Origin of the sequence: Desertibacillus haloalkaliphilus, from assembly GCF_019039105.1 — a bacterium.
Taxonomy (GTDB): domain Bacteria; phylum Bacillota; class Bacilli; order Bacillales; family KJ1-10-99; genus Desertibacillus; species Desertibacillus haloalkaliphilus.
Genome location: NZ_JAHPIV010000007.1, coordinates 51,370 through 67,540 on the forward strand (window position 1 = coordinate 51,370; position 16,171 = coordinate 67,540).

A 16,171-nucleotide genomic window follows, 5' to 3' on the forward strand; every position below is an offset into this window, starting at 1 on the left:
ATTATGCCACTGGGATCATCACCAAATGGCAAGTGGTCGTTTCCTATTGGTTATAACCCTCCGTTGGTAACCAATCTTCACAACAAGTATACATTACTTATTTCCATCAATGTCAAAGTTCGGTTATAATAAAAGAAACATCCATCCATGGGCACTGCCCCTGGTGGGTTGTTAATGTTTAGATGTCAGTGAAAGGAATGGTAATCATGAACTGGAATGAAGATGCTAAAGCATTTTTAGAAGAGTTAGTCGAACCGATCCCTGTATTCGTTCGTCCAATGGCAAAAAAGGGGATCGAAAAGAAAATCACCGAACTTGCAGAAGGTGACGAGATCACAAAAGAAGATGTTATCCGTGGATACATACTAGGCTCAACAGGGAAGATGCAACAAAAAGCGATCGAAACATTAAAAAGCAAAGACATCGACCTAACACCATACGAAGACCTACTTCCATAACAAATGCAACAGCGACATAAGGGCTACCCGAAATGATTGCTAACTCGGGCAGCCCTGCTTTGTTGACTGAGGACTGAGGTTTAGATCAGTACCCCTACAGCTACGACCACCAACTCATCATTGATTATGATTAGGTAAAGTCCCACCTACCAACGAAACAACAAGAATCATGGTAAAAAAAGCGTTCTTGAACAGTTCGTTCCGTGATTAACGAGCAAGCACTGTTCCGCTTCCCTTTTCAACCTCAACCGCATGCTTCTCAACTTTGATCATTTGCAACATCAAATACGAAGTAATAGCTAAGATGAGGATCGCACCAATGACAACCCCAGCCCAATGACCAATATTCCAAAAAATACTTAAATAAAAACTACCAAGACTCCCCCCAAAATAGTAGGATGTCAGATAAAGACCAGATGCGCTAGCTTTCCCAAATTGAGCATATTTACTAACCCAAGCACTCGAACAGGAATGAGCAAAAAAGAAGCCAAAACTTAGACCGAGCAAACCGAGTACAATGACCCAAAGGTTTGAAACGAGTGTCAACAGTGTACTGACAACCATAATTAAAATTCCAATCCCGATACAATGAGACTGCAGTAGCTTTTGTGAGACTTTGCCAGCCAGTGTTGAACTGAACGTACCTGCAAGATAAGTAATAAATAGAAAACCTAAAATCGTTGTTGACACGTAAAAAGGGTCCCCACTCAATAAGTACGTGATGAAATTATAAATGCCAACAAAAATAAAAAAATGAAGACCTCCGACAAGGTATGCCAACCGTAATGTTCGGTTTTTTAAATGAAGTTTATATTCAGTTACAGCCGATTTCCAATCAAACGATTTCCGCTTGAAATGCTTAGATGACGGTAACAGCAGCATAAATGCTACTAAAGCGACTAAACTTAAAACTCCCATCACTAAGAAAGCAATCCGCCAATCATACCAATCCGTGACCATACCACTAACCATTCTCCCACTCATTCCACCGATGCTATTAGCACTAATATGGATCCCAATTGCAAGTGTTAAGGCACGCGCGGCAAACTCTTCCCCAATATAAGCCATTGCCACTGTCGGAATTCCCGCTAGGGCAACTCCTTGCAAGACCCGGAGAACTAGTAACATTTCAAAATTAGGAACAAACGCAATTGAAACAGTGACGACCGAAGAGATGATCATCGCAATGACGATGATTTTCTTCCTACCAATGGCGTCAGATAATGCACTATAAAAAAAGAAACTAACACCTAATGAAAAAAGTACTAATGACACCGATAAACTTGAAACAGCAGGCGATAACGCAAATTCATCTGTGAACACCGGTAACAACGGTTGAGCGTAATAAACATTAGCAAAAATGACAAAAGAAGCAATACCCAAAGCAATCGTTGCCCGCCAAAACTGTTTCGTTTGTAACTCAATCATGTTATTCACCCTTCTTTCTATCCATGCTATCATGGTATCAGGCTTAAGATCATAAATAAAATATATTATTTTTATACAAATGATAAATTTAAGTTATTAGAGGTGAGTTTGATGGAGTTCAGACAGTTACAGTTCTTTTTAGAAGTGGCTAAACAAGAAAGCTTTACGAAAGCAGCGAAAGAACAATTAGTTGCACAACCAGCAATTAGCAAATCGATTCAAAACCTCGAAAATGAGTTGGGTGTATATTTATTTAATCGTCGAGATAAAAGGGTTGTATTAACTACTGAAGGCAAGCGGTTCCTTTCACATGCAAAGGCCATACAGGAGCAGGTAGAGGCAGCAAAATTAGAAATGGAGGAGTTTCGTGGATTCGAAAAAGGGGAAGTGACGATTGGACTCCCCTCCATGGCAGGCTCTTATTTTTTCCCAAACATTATCGTAGATTTCAAATCCATTTACCCACACCTTAGTCTGTCTATCGTCGAAGCAGGAACCAAAAAAATTCAGGCAATGATCGAAGAGGGGGAAATTGATATGGGGGTTATAATCATTGATGAGCACACACCACACACACTTGAACTCCTCCCTTTTTTAAGCGAAGAGATGGTCGTCTGCGTCCCTGTCACACATAAACTAGCCAATCAAGCGACAATGACCTATGAACAACTAGCAAATGAACCTCTCGTGCTCTTTAAAGAAGGGTACTATCAACGTGACATAATTTCTGAGGCAGGTAAAAAATCGAATATCACACCAACCGTCAGCCTCGAAACAAACCAAATTTCACTCACGAAGTCGTTAACGAGGAAAGGACTCGGGATTACTCTTTTCTTAAAAATGGTCATTAGTGATGACGACGATCTTGTTCCCGTTTCCCTCGACCCTCCACGTTTTTTACAGTTGGGACTTGCTTGGAAAAAGAGATCTTACCTTTCGAAAGCGAATCAAGCGTTTATCGATTTTTTAATGGAACAAACCAATCAATAATACTAATGAGATTGAACGTTTGCCTCGCTATATTAGCGGGCATTCGTCCTGTCCTTTTGCCCCCATCAGGTGTTTCAATTCTTTTAAACAGAGTATTCAATACTAGTCATATAATCAATAAGAAAAGGCTAGGACAAAGAATTGTTTTTCATTTTGTCCCAGCCTCGGTTTAACTAGTTTTGTGCCGACACCTTCTCTCACTTATTCTATCTTTTTTAATACATAGTGCACGAGCTTTTCCCAGAGACGCCACGGCAAAATTGTTTTAGCCAAAATTGTTATTTTAACTCCCTTACCTACAGGATAGCGAAGTTTCGGTCTTTTCGCCGTTGCCACCCTTACTAATGTTCTGATCACTTCCTCACGGTCACCGAAGTTGTCTTTACGGCGTTCAACAGCACGCTCCAACCTCTCAAATAGCGAATAATAAGGCGATGATGGCGATGCAGAGGCACTAGCAACCCTTTTTCCGGAACTCCAAATCTTTGTCTTATAGGATCCAGGTTCAAGTAAACAAACATCAATGCCAAAAGGCATCACTTCTAAACGTAAACTTTCACTATAACCTTCTAGTGCATGCTTTGATGACCCATATGCGGCAATGCCTGGGTAAGAAACCTTGCCACTAATACTACTCATATTTATGATACGACCGTATCCTTGCTCTCGCATCCATGGGAGAATTTCATTCGTTACGGCAATCACTCCAAACAAATTCGTCTCAAATTGAGTTCGCCACTCACTAATCGTGAGATCTTCTGCAAAACCAGCAAATGCAAAGCCTGCATTATTAATTAACACATCGATCGAACCAACTTCGATCATAACAGATTCAATCGCTTCCTTTACCTGCTGATGGTTAGTGACATCGAATTCAACGAGAATCATTTGTTCTTTCAATTGTTTTTGTTTCATTTCTGCGAGCAATTCGTTTGCACGTGATAAACGTCGTACCGCAGCAATCACAACAAAGCCGTTTTTAGCAAATGACACTGCCGCATCCCTGCCAAAGCCGCTTGCAGCTCCTGTAATTAATACGACTGGAGATGTTTTCTTATTCATTCTTTATGTAACCACCTCAGTAATAAAGACTGTGGTCGCTTTGGCTAGATCGAGTTCTTTTATTTCATAGTCATCGGCACTACCATGAATCTTGTACGTCCTCACGATAGGGCGTTGTGGAAGACCTGTATGTTGCCCAACAACAACTCCTGTCTCTCCTGTTGATAGTTTGACTTGACTACCAGTAGGATAAAACGCCACCGCACGCAAAAAGCGCCACACAACTGGATGCGAGAAACGAATGTTGGTTAACCCCATAATTTCCTCACACGCTTCGTACGGATGTAACCGTCGAGCCCCAGTTTCAGATGAAATCAAGTTATCATAATGATTTGTCACTGCAACAATCTTTGATAACACATGAATATCTTTATCACCTAACTGCCGCGGGCTTCCACTACCGTCAACGTGCTCATGATGCGTTAACGCAATATGAGCAGATAATGTACTAATCTCTTTGTTCTTTCGTAACAAATTGAAACCTTTCCATGTGTGGTCATTAAGGTCACCTTGCCCATCATTCCCTTTTGCAGTTGAATCATTATCAATAACTTTGCCGATATCATGAAGCAATGCCCCAATAGCTAATTCTTGGAGCTTCGTTCGATCTAGACCAACCTTTAAGCCAATAATCACAGACATGATACAAACATTAACAGAATGAACAAACAACTCATTATCTTCCGTGCGTATATCTGTTAGTGTGATAAGGAGGTCTTGATTTTCAAAAATCTCATCAATAATCGATTTTATCGTTGTTGTAATCGCCTTTCCATTCAACTGTTGGTGTCCATTTTGAACATATTGATAGGATTCAGACAAAGTCGTTATAGCTTTGCGCTTCGTTTTCTCGGAAATAACTTCCTCCACTTCAATATCATTAAAACGGTCGTCTTTTAAATAAATTGCGTGAACACCCATATGGCGTAATTTCGAGAGCAAACCTATCGTCAATTGCACACCCTCATGAAGTAAAATCCGTCCATCACTAGCGTAGATGTTACGTCCTAAGTAATCTCCTTGCTGAACTTGATCAATGGCAGTATAAATCATCGTAATCATCCTTCATTTAATGAATTACCACCATTATAGATGAATAGAACGAGAAATTGAATCTTTCACTACCAAGTTAACGAAATCGTTGTCATTCACGATAACGATAACACAATTCGAAAGAATCTGAATTTTCATTTGCTGTTTACAAACAATTATAGTACGATGATTTTACCTTTGCTAACGTTATTCTATACTATCATCTATTGTACAAGTAGAAAGAGGTGAAAAAATGAAGAAATGGCATAAAGGTTGGTTAATTTTAGGACTGATCGTCTTATCTGTATTATCTTGCTTAGGTTTTGGTCGTTTTTCATTTGGTGCGATCTTGCCATTTATGAAAGAAGGTTTATCTTTAGATTATCGCGATACAGGGTTAATAGCCTCTTCGATTTTTTTTGGCTACCTAATCGCTGTAACGATTGTGGGTTTCTTTGTTATTCGTTTTACCGCTAAGGCCGTTATCGTTGTATCCTTAACGATCATTGCGCTAGCCATGGTGATCACCGCACAAGCACAAGGATTTTGGATGGCCTATCTCGGTTGTTTTTTAATCGGTATCGGGACTGGTGGAGCATATGTTCCATCTTTAGGCTTAATTGGTCAATGGTTTACACAAAAAAAACGTGGTATGGCGATGGGAATTGCGATGGCAGGTTCAGGAATTGGCATTGTATTTAGTGGTCTCATCGTTCCAGTTCTCGTTACTGAAAATGGCGTAGATGGTTGGAGAATCAGTTGGTATGTACTAGCAACCCTTATTATCGGGATTGCAATGTTGAACTTTTTTCTTTTACGCAATCGCCCCGAGGACGCCTCCCTTCAACCGATTGGCCCAAAAGAAACAGCTAGAAAGCAGAACGATACAAAATCAAATCAAATTGAAACAACGACAGTCTATCGTAATAAAACGCTATGGCTGATCGGACTAATTTACCTATTTTGGGGGTTTAGCTATTTAAGCTTTTCAACATTTTTAGTGGATTATTTAATTTCAGATCGCAGCTTTACTGACAATCGGGCAGGAACCTTCTTTGCAATTGGAGGGCTTGCTAGTATCATAAGTGGCTTTATTTGGGGCGCCGTCTCCGATCGTATTGGTCGAATGGCATCCTTATCGATTGTCCTTTTTATTCAATTCCTCGTCCTCCTGGGATTAAGCTTTACAACAAGCCCGTTCGTTATATTATCACTTATTATTAGTTATGGAATCACACTTTGGGGTGTTCCTACAGTGATGAATGCGAGCGTTGGTGATTATATCGCTCCATCATATGTGCCTGTTGCGATGGGATTTATTACATTATTTTTCAGTATCGGACAACTGATTTCACCGGTCATTACTGGTTATTTAATCGAGTTTAGCCAATCATATTTCAGCGCCTTCCTTCTCGCTACGCTTATCAGTTTCATCGCGTCCATTAGTGCCTATAAACTACACCGTAACGAAGTAAATCAAGCTACCATTGAGCTCGAGACAAAGTCTGTATCAATGAAATAAACCAAAGTGAGGAGCTAATCAAAAAAGCCCCTCACTTCTCTTATTTACATATTCCTTTTTACTTAGAATATAAACCAAGATCCGCTAAATAGACAGGTGAATCCAGTTATGCCATATTGAACGGACTGCTTGCGATATTTCTTTACCAAGTCTGGTTTTGATACGGAAAATGAGTACTTAAAATAATTCGCCATTGCAAAAAGTAATAATACACCTGCCATAATCAAGCCAAACTGAATACCTGCCACATACATTGATGATCCCTCCTTATGTTTTTTTAATGACGATGACTTTTTGTTGTCTTCAAGTATGATTTTGCTATCGAGTGAATTTCTGGTGTCCAAGAAGACAGCGAATGTATCATCGCTTTATTGACCTGCTGAACACCTTCATCATGATAATAATCATAATGGCGTTTGTTGTTTTCTATATTTTCTAAAAATTTAGTTAATTTGTCAAGGGCATCGCTTGCGTCATCTCCTCGTGCAATGATCTCACACTTTTCCCCTACTTTTGTCATGATCAATAAAGACATGACCCCTAATATACTTTTGCCATTGGACGTTTGATTATTTTTGGAAAAGGAAATACTACTCTCAAATTGATCTGCCAACATCACTAGTTCGATGACTTTATGAACCGTTAACCCTCTAAACATCGTGATTGTTGCTTTCCTCTCCATAGCTACCCCCCTTATTTTTTAAAAGAGCATGATTCATGTTCTTTAATTATAAGTTTATTATGCCAATTACCAATCTTCCATAAAATTGTTAGATCATCTCACACCTTTTTTAACAAAAAGCTGTCCAAAAAGAGGGTTACCCTCTATTGAACAGTTCTAAACATATATTTATATGTTTAACTATATTGCGGGCGCATGTTTTTACGTTTGTTTACCTGCTGCTCTGCATCTAGTGCTGCAATGGATCATCTGCTACCTTACTCCTCAACTATAAATTATGACTTACGTTTTGATTATTTCTACCTAAAACCGATAATAAATCTCGTAGAATATGATAAACTGTTCATAAAAAGAGAATTTGTTCGATTTACAATAACATTCTCTAAAACTATTCCGAACTGGGGGGAGCTCCTTTGTTATTATCAAAGGGAACAAAAGAACTAAAATTAGAAAACGAAAGGTTAAAAGAGAGAATTTCTGACCTTGAATCCTTATATGAAAAAAAGCATAACGAAACTGATCAACTTTTATCCGAGCTATCTGATAATTTACAAACGATTATATCTGACCATGAAAATGTCAATGATCAGCACGGGCAGTTACGTACGATTGTCAACACGATTAAAGACCGTTTTCATACAGTTGAAAACATTAGCAATGACTTAAGTGATAACTCACAACTTATGGCTCAAAAAGGACAATCGTTAATCCAATCAACAGATGAAATGGTTGTCAAATCAAATGAAGGTCAAGAGGCTGTAGAAAAAATCCAAGCTTTGATTACACGGCTAGGGGAAGAATCAAAAGAAACCGCAAACAGCATGTCTAAACTAGGATCCCGTTCAAAAGAGATTGAGGGGATCGTCAAAGTCATAAATGAAATCGCTGAACAAACCAACCTCCTTGCCTTAAATGCCTCAATTGAAGCTGCGAGAGCTGGGGAGCACGGTAAAGGCTTCGCAGTTGTTGCCAATGAAGTTCGTAAACTAGCTGAAAATACAGCCCAAAGCACCAAAAGCATTGATGAACTGATTAAACATATTCAAGTCGAAACCGAAAAAGCGATGAAAGACTCAACGAATACATTAACAGCCGTGAATGAAGGAATTGAACACAGCAATACAACATCAAAGAGCATTAACGAGATTTTAGAAGCGACTCAACTTGTTAAATCAGAAGTATCAGATGTACTCGAAACCATCCATTCACAAGAGCAATTAAGTACCGATACGATTAAAGAAATCCATGCCACAAAAGATACATTTGAAGAAGCCAATCAATTAATTATTAAACATATTGATGATGCAGCCCATGTCGATGAAAAGCTAAAAGATGGCGTCAATGAATTACGTCGAAAAGAAGACGAATAGACCTAAAAAACCTATTGATTTTAGTGCATCAATAGGTTTTTCTATAGATTTAATTTGATTCTTTCTCAGCTTCTGCTGTTAACGCTTCAAGATCAAAACCTTTCTCAACATACAAGCTTCGACTTGGGAAGGCAACAGAGACTCCCTCTTTTTCTAATATACCCATAATCTCTAAATTAACTGCTTCTTTTACAGCTAAATACTCTCCCCAGTTGGTCGTTTTCGTAAAGAAGTAAAGGAATAGATCTAGACTGCTATCGTTAAATTTATCAAATGTAACGAAAATGACTTCTTGGTCTATATCATCGCGCCCGCGAAGCATCTCTTCAATCTTATGGACACATGCTTCTACCTTTTCTTTCGGCGTTGAATACATCACACCAAGATGAAACGTAATTCGGCGTTTCCCCATTTGCGTCCAGTTGGTAATTGCTTCGTTTGCAAGGGTCGAGTTAGGGACTGTCACAACAGCATCGGCAAATGTTCTTATTTTGGTACTGCGAAATGTAATATCTTCGACGGTCCCCTCAACACTCGGTGTATGGATCCAATCTCCTTTTGCAAATGGCTTTTCTGTAATGATAATGATCCCGCCAAAGAAATTTCCGATCGTATCTTGAGCTGCTAGTGCAAACGCTAAGCCACCTAAGCCAAGACCGGCAACAAATCCATTTACATCATACCCCCATTCTCCGGCGATAATGCTCAAGAATAGTGCAACAATCAAAAACCGGGAGAATTTTGACAAAAATGGGATTAGCATGCTATCTCCGTCAAGATCCAGTTTAGCACCAACCTTTGCAAAGAAACTCGAGGACTCCGAGGCAAAATTATAAAGCCCCCAGCCGATACAGAGGATGATAATCGTTCGGTACAATTTCGTAATCCCTACCATCGTCTCAGCAGACAATGGTAAATAGAGTAAAGACAGGTATATCCCCACGAAAACAAAGAAGACCCGCAATGGCTTCTCAAACGCTAATAACACATTCGTAAACACATCTGTTGGGGCTTTCCGTGATAATTTAATAATTAGTTTAAAAATGTACCTTGTAAAAATCTTACGAAACACTAAAAATAAAATAAAAATCCCAAGAGCAATCCCAATATCAAACCAAGGAATAGCTAATAGATAGTCTTCAAACCACGTGTAATCCAATTGTAACCCTCATTCCATAATCATTTGTGCATGTCTTATTTTATCATTATCTCAAAAATGATTCATTTATCCAGTATTTTATTTCGGTAAGATCATGAGGGCACTATTAGTTACTATGTTTCCCACTTATAATTAGCTATTCCAAACGCCTCGCCTATATCCATAACACCAGTAGTAGAACCCTCATGATCAAGGTATCGAGAGGATTCAATAAGAAGTGTTTTTATTGCATCAGGTGTTGCAGAAGGAAAAGCCTCTTTAAGCAGAGCGATTGCTCCTGAACAAATTCCTGTCGCCATCGATGTACCAGATAGTGATAGATAGTTACGACCAATCATCTCCGTTGCTGCTGATACATTCGCCAGCGTTGATTCCGGTGCTAATAAACTAACAACATCAAACCCTGGGACAAGTACATCTGGCTTATCAAGTCCATCAACGGTTGGTGGCCGACTACTAAACCGAGCTAACGTATGCTCACGGAGATTAAGAGAGCCTTGATCATTCGTTGCCCCGACCGTGATAATTGTTGGTTCGATTCCTGGTGTAACAATTGAGCCACCAGTTCCAGAGTTACCAGCAGCAGCGACGACAACAACCCCACTTATCCATGCTTTTCTGCATGCAGCCGTAAGTGGGTCATGCCTATAAGAGGTAGAAGGATTCGCACCAAGAGAGACATTCATAATTTGAATTCCATAGCGACTACGGTTTTCAATGACCCAATCAATTCCTGCAATAATAGAGGAAATTGTACCTCCCCCTTGTTTATTAAGAACTTTCACTCCAATGAGATTTGCTCTAGGTGAAGGGCCTCTATACGTACCGTTTGAACTCCTTCCATTTCCTGCAGCACACCCGGCAACATGGGTGCCGTGTCCATGATCATCATAAGCCTCACTTCTATCATTAATAAAATCTTTAAAAGCAATCAATCGATTTGTTGGAGTGATCAAATCACGATGAGGGTATATACCGGTATCTAGAACTGCAATCCCAACATCGTTACCTGTCACCCCAACCCTTTGCCCTACATTAACCGCTCCAATCGCAGGCGTTGCCACATCTAACACCGCTTTTACTGGATAATCAAAACAAATATATTGAATATCTGGGTGTCGCTGCAGATCTTCTATCGTTGTTCTACAATAGCTACCCGTCATCATTTTTAAGCCACGTAGTGAAGATCGATGTTGATCTCTCTTCCTTAAGCGACAATAATCGTTTATATGACAAGAAGAGACAGTGTCTTTTAATGTGATGACGACGGGAATAACCTCCGCCTCATTATGAGATAGCATCTGCATGACCTTTTTATCCGTCTTCATACTAGCCTCCTTCCCCCGTATCTTAAATGTTTTGACATACATCTCGAGGGATCATAAATTATCTTCTTTTTATACCATGCAATGAATAGCCATATGGAAACGGTCAGAAGCGGAAACAACAGATTCCTTCTATTCTCGAATAGAAAACAAAAAAAAGGCTCCAAAGGTATACTTCTCACCTATGGAACCTATCTAAAGAATGTTAAACCATGACTTTACATATATTATTTGAAAACTCAACAGGATCTTCTACTGGCAATCCTTCAATCATACATGCTTGATTATATAATAAGTTTGTATAAAGCTTAACTTTCCCCTTGTCATTTTCAAACGCCTCTTTCACCGAATGAAACACATCGTGCCCTGTATTAATTTCTAATACCTTATCTGCCTTGATATGTTGGTTATCAGGCATCGCCTGAATCACTTTTTCCATTTCAATACTCACGTCACCTTCACTCGCCAAACAAACCGGATGATTTTTTAATCGCTTCGAAACACGCACATCCTTGACTTTGCCTGCTAGTGTTTCTTTCATGAGATCAAATATTTCTTTGTACTCTTCTGCTTCAGCTTCTGTATTCGCATCGTTTTCATCAGCTTCAATCCCTAAATCCCCACTTGCAACGGATTTGAATTCTTTATCTTTGTAACTCATCAACACCTTAATCGCAAACTCATCGATATCTTCGGTGAAATAAAGAATCTCATAACCTTTATCTGCAACTAGCTCTGTTTGTGGTAGTTTTTCGATACGGTCATACGATTCACCCGTTGCATAATAAATATACTTTTGGTCGTCAGACATTCTTGACACATACTCATCTAGCGTCACGAGTTGCTTTTCTGTTGACGAATAGAACATCAGTAAATCTTGAAGAACATCCTTGTCACTACCAAAGTTGCTATACACACCAAATTTTAATTGGCGTCCAAACGATTCATAGAACTTTTTATAGTCCTCTCGTTCATTTTTCAGCAATCGCTGCAATTCACTTTTAATTTTATTTTTAATGTTTTTGGCAATTTGCTTTAATTGACGATCGTGTTGAAGCATTTCACGGGAAATATTGAGCGATAAATCCTCTGAATCAACCATACCTTTGACAAAGCTAAAGTAATCCGGGAGTAAGTCCGCACATTTATCCATAATCAATACGCCATTTGAATAAAGCTCTAAGCCTTTTTCATACTCCTTCGTATAATAATCAAAAGGAATCGTCTCAGGGATAAATAAAATCGCATTATAACGTAGCATTCCATCGACGCTAATATGAACATGTTTTATCGGCTTGTCAAACCCATAGCGTTTCTCTTGATAAAAGTTCTCGTAATCTTCATCGGTGAGCTCACTTTTGTTTTTTCTCCAAATCGGAACCATACTATTGACGACTTGTTCCTCTCGAACTTCTTCGTACTCATCATCGCTACCTTCTTTTTTCTTTCTTGTTGTCACATCCATTTTTATTGGGTAGCGGATGAAATCGGAATATTTTTTTACAATCTGTTGCAGGCGATGTTCCTCTAGGTATTCATCAAAGCGCTCATCTTCGCTATTTTCTTTTACCTTCAATATCACTTCTGTTCCGACTTCATCCTTTTGCGTCTGCTCAATCGTATAGCCTTCTTCTCCGGTTGATTCCCATTTATAAGCAACATCACTGCCTAAAGGTTTACTGATCACAGTGACCGTATCTGCTACCATAAAAGCAGAATAAAAACCAACACCGAATTGACCAATAATATCGTATCCATCTTTTAATTCTGTCTCGTTTTTGAATGCTAGTGAACCACTCTTTGCAATCGTCCCAAGGTTATTCTCAAGTTCCTCTTCTGTCATTCCAATACCGCTATCAATAATCTTTAACGTTCGATCTTCCTTATCCGCAACCACTTTTATGTAGTAATTATCTTGATCAAAGACGAGCGAATCATCTGTAAGTGCTTTGTAATAGATTTTATCAATTGCATCACTCGCATTTGAAATTAACTCACGCAAAAAAATTTCACGATGGGTGTAAATGGAGTTGATCATCATTTCTAATAGTCTCTTTGATTCTGCTTTAAATTGTTTTTGGACCACGTAAATCTCTCCTTCCAGTGTATACCTCTATTGATTCCGAAGTACTGCTAGCACTCGATAAACCCAAGTGCTAATCACATATTTTATTTATCATAAAGCAGTAATAGTGTCAACACCTAGTACTAGTAGACACTTAGCACTGGACAAGAAATTCCATGAATTTACCATTCCACCTCCCCATACTAAAAGCAATCGCAAACATAGTCTGTCACTATAAGGGTTTTCCCTTAATAAAAATTTCTTGGAGGGATGATAATGTTCGACATCGATGTAAAAAAAGTAAAGAAAGTGATTGAAGACTTGCAGCAACAAATGCAAGATCAAAAGCAGTGGCAAGAGCAGTTACAAAAACAACTTCAAGAACAGCTGCAGGTGCAAAAACAGCTTCAAGAGCAACTTCAGGCACAACGACAAAATCAAAAACAAGTTGATAAGGACGATATCAAGTTCGGTGATATCGGTAACAACAAAACGGTTGTCTCCCACGACAATACGTTCCTTATCATCTTAATTATTGTCATCTTTGTTGGTGGTGGATCTGGATATGGATTAGATACGGTTCTTTCACAACTATCAAATAATGACAATTAATCAAGAAATGACCCTAGCAAATGTTCAACTCTGGAGGTGAATGAAACCAATGCTCGATTTAAACTTTATTTATACAGCTAAATTAATAAAACAATTACAAGCTCAACAAGAAGAACAAAAACAGTTCCAACAAGAATTGCAACTTCAATTACAAGAACAGATTCAACTTCAAAAACAATTACAAGCTCAACTGCAAGCACAACAGCAAAGCCAAAAGCAACAAGACCTTGATACGATCACGTTTGGCGACATCGGAAACAATACGACGAAGGTTAACATCGATCATTCAACACTCTTAATCTTCATCTTAGTTGTGCTCGTTGGTTCAGGAAATTTGGACAACCGTTTACTAGAGCAATATCTACAGTCCACACAAGTATGATAGACAACACAGCTGCCCGATAGGGTTCTCCCTACTAGGGCAGCCTTTCCATACTCCTAAATCAAAGCGTGACAACGAGTTACAAATCGATAGGCTTTTTGATTGCGACTTTTATTTCAAAGGAAACATCCTCAATGTAACGGTCGATTTACATACTTACCGTGATCAGGAATTGCTATTTCCTCAAACTGGTTAGCTAGTTTCTCTAAGTTTTTGGACAAATCATCACCAGCCATTGGTAACCCGTGACCTGTTACAGCGATAGCTGGTTTTAACGATTCAAGCTTACGAACAGATGACCATGCACTCTGCCAATCTGGTGTTAAATAACGTGGTGGTCCGCTAATTTCCTGTTCTTGCGTTAGCACTTTATATAATGATTCTTGCTTCACCGTAACAAAAGCATCACCAGCAATTAAGGTGTGGTCTGAATCTCTGAAGAATGAAACATGTCCCGGTGTATGTCCAGGGGTGTGGAGCCAGCGAAATCCCTTAACATGCGGGAGACTTCCATCGGACGGTAGCGGTTGAATATAATCGCCTAGGTTAACCGGGTCATTCGGAAAAAGTGACGATAGCTTAGCCACTGCCCCACCCTCGACCGTCGGATCTGGTTCTGGATAACTCATTTCACCTGTTAAAAAGGGAAGTTCAAGTTCGTGAGCATAAACAGGTACATTCCAATGATTGACTAACTCAATAATCGCGCCAACATGATCAAAGTGGCCATGCGTTAAGATAATTGCTTTTGGTTTGCTGTTTGCCCCAAATCGCTGTTCAGTAACAGAAATGATCTCCTCGGCTGTTTCAGGCATACCTGCATCAATTAAGACAAAGTCCTCACTCTTTGGATCACCCACAAAGCATATATTGACGATCTGAACCGTGTACGTATATAGATCAGGCAGAACCTCAATCCCCTGACCACTTGCAAGTGAGGTTGCCGGAATATACTTGTAGTCACTTCCATAGCTTAATTCATTTTGCTTGTCCATTTGTCCTTCTCCTTTATTAAAAAATTAATGCATCGTTATTGTTCCTTAGATCTTTGATGTCATTCTTTTGTTTTCCTATAATCACCGCAAGAAATATTATTGTTGAATAACAGAGCACTGTCCTTTACGATAGTAAAGGGAGGCGTAGCTAATGGGGATTTTATTTGCACTACTTACAGCATTTGGCTTTGCAATTAGTAATATTTTTGTTCGAAAAGGGATGGAGAAATCAAAAGGTGATAACGGCTTTTTAATTACTGTGATTATTAATGTCTTAATATTAGGAATCGCTGCGCTTATTTATCGGTTAGTCGTTACGAATGTACCGATTACAATGTATGGGTTTCTTTTATTTGCCATTTCAGGTGTATTTACGACATTTTTAGGGCGAATGACCTTATTTATGAGTTACCGTGAAATCGGTCCGAGTCGAGGGGCAGCGATCAAAAACAGTGCTCCGTTATTTACCGTTTTATTTGCAGTCTTATTTTTAAATGAATGGATCGGCCTGCTCCCTTCAATTGGAACGTTCTTTGTCCTTGCCGGTTTAGGGATACAAGGGTTCTTTTTAATCCGACAAACAACTACCACAACGGCGAATGACCAATCAAACCTAAAAAAAGGCTATTTCCTTGCATTATTCTCAGCAATGGTATTCGGTACAGGACAAGCGATCCGAAAACCAGGGTTGGAAGAGTTGCCTGATCCTTTTTTTGGTGCTTTTGCCGGGGCATTAACGGCTCTTATCCTTGTACTTCTCAGCGATTGGAGTAAAGGTGTCTTAAAAACAAACCTACGCAATCAAATCACATCATTTAATTTATTTTACTTATGGTCAGGTTTATTCACGAGTATCGCAATGCTATCTTTTTTTATTGGTGTCACTTATATTCAAGTCTCTTATGTCGCCGCAATTGCCGCGATGGAGCCATTGCTTACGATTCTGTTAAGTAAGTTATTCCTAAGAAAGCAGGAAACGATTGCCCGCTATACGATCTTCTCTTCCCTTATTGTGTTTACAGGTGTTATTATCATTATTTTATTTACGTAGACATTTTCATGCTTATTTATACATAACAATCTTGAATT

16 protein-coding genes are annotated in these 16,171 nt (G+C 39.1%); 7 read left to right on the plus strand and 9 right to left on the minus strand.

The features are described from left to right. Window positions 1-206: 206 nt before the first annotated feature. Window positions 207-458: a DUF2621 family protein gene (locus tag KH400_RS09190; protein ID WP_217224142.1), complete on the plus strand. Its 252-nt coding sequence runs from the start codon at window positions 207-209 to the stop codon at window positions 456-458. Window positions 459-665: 207 nt separating this feature from the next. Here KH400_RS09190 and KH400_RS09195 read toward each other — a convergent pair whose 3' ends face one another. Next, on the minus strand, window positions 666-1,886 hold the full coding sequence (locus KH400_RS09195) for an MFS transporter (RefSeq protein ID WP_217224143.1): 1,221 nt from the start codon (window positions 1,884-1,886) through the stop codon (window positions 666-668). 111 nt (window positions 1,887-1,997) lie between these two features. Between KH400_RS09195 and KH400_RS09200 the strand changes: the two genes are divergently transcribed. Then, complete coding sequence (locus tag KH400_RS09200; RefSeq protein ID WP_217224145.1) at window positions 1,998-2,876, plus strand: LysR family transcriptional regulator; 879 nt, start codon at window positions 1,998-2,000, stop codon at window positions 2,874-2,876. 201 nt (window positions 2,877-3,077) lie between these two features. Here KH400_RS09200 and KH400_RS09205 read toward each other — a convergent pair whose 3' ends face one another. Together KH400_RS09205 and KH400_RS09210 are read right to left on the minus strand one after the other, a co-directional pair. Further along, window positions 3,078-3,938: an SDR family oxidoreductase gene (locus KH400_RS09205; RefSeq protein WP_217224146.1), complete on the minus strand. Its 861-nt coding sequence runs from the start codon at window positions 3,936-3,938 to the stop codon at window positions 3,078-3,080. Between the two features lie 3 nt (window positions 3,939-3,941). Continuing rightward, window positions 3,942-4,991 carry an HD-GYP domain-containing protein gene (locus KH400_RS09210; protein ID WP_217224147.1) on the minus strand — a complete coding sequence of 350 codons (1,050 nt, stop codon included), beginning with the start codon at window positions 4,989-4,991 and terminating at the stop codon, window positions 3,942-3,944. 232 nt (window positions 4,992-5,223) lie between these two features. On the opposite strand from KH400_RS09210, the gene KH400_RS09215 reads away from it, so the two are divergent. Beyond that, window positions 5,224-6,492, plus strand: coding sequence for an MFS transporter (locus KH400_RS09215; RefSeq protein ID WP_217224148.1), 1,269 nt, complete (start codon window positions 5,224-5,226; stop codon window positions 6,490-6,492). Between the two features lie 62 nt (window positions 6,493-6,554). Here KH400_RS09215 and KH400_RS09220 read toward each other — a convergent pair whose 3' ends face one another. Both KH400_RS09220 and KH400_RS09225 read right to left on the minus strand, forming a co-directional pair. Further along, window positions 6,555-6,746 carry a hypothetical protein gene (locus KH400_RS09220; RefSeq protein ID WP_217224149.1) on the minus strand — a complete coding sequence of 64 codons (192 nt, stop codon included), beginning with the start codon at window positions 6,744-6,746 and terminating at the stop codon, window positions 6,555-6,557. A gap of 23 nt (window positions 6,747-6,769) precedes the next feature. Next, the gene (locus tag KH400_RS09225; protein WP_217224150.1) at window positions 6,770-7,174 is read right to left on the minus strand and encodes an HPr family phosphocarrier protein; all 405 of its coding nucleotides are present in this window, start codon (window positions 7,172-7,174) and stop codon (window positions 6,770-6,772) included. 413 nt (window positions 7,175-7,587) lie between these two features. Here KH400_RS09225 and KH400_RS09230 point away from each other — a divergent pair, with 413 nt between their 5' ends. Next, window positions 7,588-8,544, plus strand: a complete 957-nt coding sequence (locus tag KH400_RS09230) for a methyl-accepting chemotaxis protein (RefSeq protein WP_217224151.1) — start codon at window positions 7,588-7,590, stop codon at window positions 8,542-8,544. A gap of 49 nt (window positions 8,545-8,593) precedes the next feature. Here the strand turns inward: KH400_RS09230 and KH400_RS09235 are convergent, their stop codons facing one another. The 3 genes from KH400_RS09235 to htpG form a co-directional block, all read right to left on the minus strand. Further along, entirely contained in the window at window positions 8,594-9,703 is a 1,110-nt protein-coding gene (locus KH400_RS09235; RefSeq protein ID WP_217224152.1) for a mechanosensitive ion channel family protein, read from the minus strand. Between the two features lie 113 nt (window positions 9,704-9,816). Beyond that, window positions 9,817-11,031, minus strand: coding sequence for a S8 family peptidase (locus KH400_RS09240; protein ID WP_217224153.1), 1,215 nt, complete (start codon window positions 11,029-11,031; stop codon window positions 9,817-9,819). 202 nt (window positions 11,032-11,233) lie between these two features. Continuing rightward, complete coding sequence (htpG, locus tag KH400_RS09245) at window positions 11,234-13,114, minus strand: molecular chaperone HtpG (RefSeq protein WP_217224154.1); 1,881 nt, start codon at window positions 13,112-13,114, stop codon at window positions 11,234-11,236. A 255-nt stretch (window positions 13,115-13,369) separates the two neighbouring features. Here htpG and KH400_RS09250 point away from each other — a divergent pair, with 255 nt between their 5' ends. Both KH400_RS09250 and KH400_RS09255 read left to right on the plus strand, forming a co-directional pair. Then, on the plus strand, window positions 13,370-13,705 hold the full coding sequence (locus KH400_RS09250) for a hypothetical protein (protein ID WP_217224155.1): 336 nt from the start codon (window positions 13,370-13,372) through the stop codon (window positions 13,703-13,705). Window positions 13,706-13,745: 40 nt separating this feature from the next. Continuing rightward, on the plus strand, window positions 13,746-14,087 hold the full coding sequence (locus tag KH400_RS09255; protein ID WP_217224156.1) for a hypothetical protein: 342 nt from the start codon (window positions 13,746-13,748) through the stop codon (window positions 14,085-14,087). Between the two features lie 131 nt (window positions 14,088-14,218). On the opposite strand, the gene KH400_RS09260 is transcribed toward KH400_RS09255, so the two are convergent. Next, the gene (locus KH400_RS09260; protein WP_217224158.1) at window positions 14,219-15,082 is read right to left on the minus strand and encodes an MBL fold metallo-hydrolase; all 864 of its coding nucleotides are present in this window, start codon (window positions 15,080-15,082) and stop codon (window positions 14,219-14,221) included. 151 nt (window positions 15,083-15,233) lie between these two features. Between KH400_RS09260 and KH400_RS09265 the strand changes: the two genes are divergently transcribed. After that, window positions 15,234-16,133, plus strand: coding sequence for a DMT family transporter (locus tag KH400_RS09265; protein ID WP_217224160.1), 900 nt, complete (start codon window positions 15,234-15,236; stop codon window positions 16,131-16,133). Window positions 16,134-16,171: the final 38 nt, after the last annotated feature.

Excerpts from the sequence above, each read along its gene's own strand:
- KH400_RS09190 (WP_217224142.1), top strand. The coding sequence starts at position 207 with ATGAACTGGAATGAAGATGCTAAAGCATTTTTAGAAGAGTTAGTCGAA.
- KH400_RS09195 (WP_217224143.1), bottom strand. The coding sequence starts at position 1,886 with ATGATTGAGTTACAAACGAAACAGTTTTGGCGGGCAACGATTGCTTTG.
- KH400_RS09200 (WP_217224145.1), top strand. The coding sequence starts at position 1,998 with ATGGAGTTCAGACAGTTACAGTTCTTTTTAGAAGTGGCTAAACAAGAA.
- KH400_RS09205 (WP_217224146.1), bottom strand. The coding sequence starts at position 3,938 with ATGAATAAGAAAACATCTCCAGTCGTATTAATTACAGGAGCTGCAAGC.
- KH400_RS09210 (WP_217224147.1), bottom strand. The coding sequence starts at position 4,991 with ATGATTTATACTGCCATTGATCAAGTTCAGCAAGGAGATTACTTAGGA.
- KH400_RS09215 (WP_217224148.1), top strand. The coding sequence starts at position 5,224 with ATGAAGAAATGGCATAAAGGTTGGTTAATTTTAGGACTGATCGTCTTA.
- KH400_RS09220 (WP_217224149.1), bottom strand. The coding sequence starts at position 6,746 with ATGTATGTGGCAGGTATTCAGTTTGGCTTGATTATGGCAGGTGTATTA.
- KH400_RS09225 (WP_217224150.1), bottom strand. The coding sequence starts at position 7,174 with ATGGAGAGGAAAGCAACAATCACGATGTTTAGAGGGTTAACGGTTCAT.
- KH400_RS09240 (WP_217224153.1), bottom strand. The coding sequence starts at position 11,031 with ATGAAGACGGATAAAAAGGTCATGCAGATGCTATCTCATAATGAGGCG.
- KH400_RS09250 (WP_217224155.1), top strand. The coding sequence starts at position 13,370 with ATGTTCGACATCGATGTAAAAAAAGTAAAGAAAGTGATTGAAGACTTG.
- KH400_RS09255 (WP_217224156.1), top strand. The coding sequence starts at position 13,746 with ATGAAACCAATGCTCGATTTAAACTTTATTTATACAGCTAAATTAATA.
- KH400_RS09260 (WP_217224158.1), bottom strand. The coding sequence starts at position 15,082 with ATGGACAAGCAAAATGAATTAAGCTATGGAAGTGACTACAAGTATATT.
- KH400_RS09265 (WP_217224160.1), top strand. The coding sequence starts at position 15,234 with ATGGGGATTTTATTTGCACTACTTACAGCATTTGGCTTTGCAATTAGT.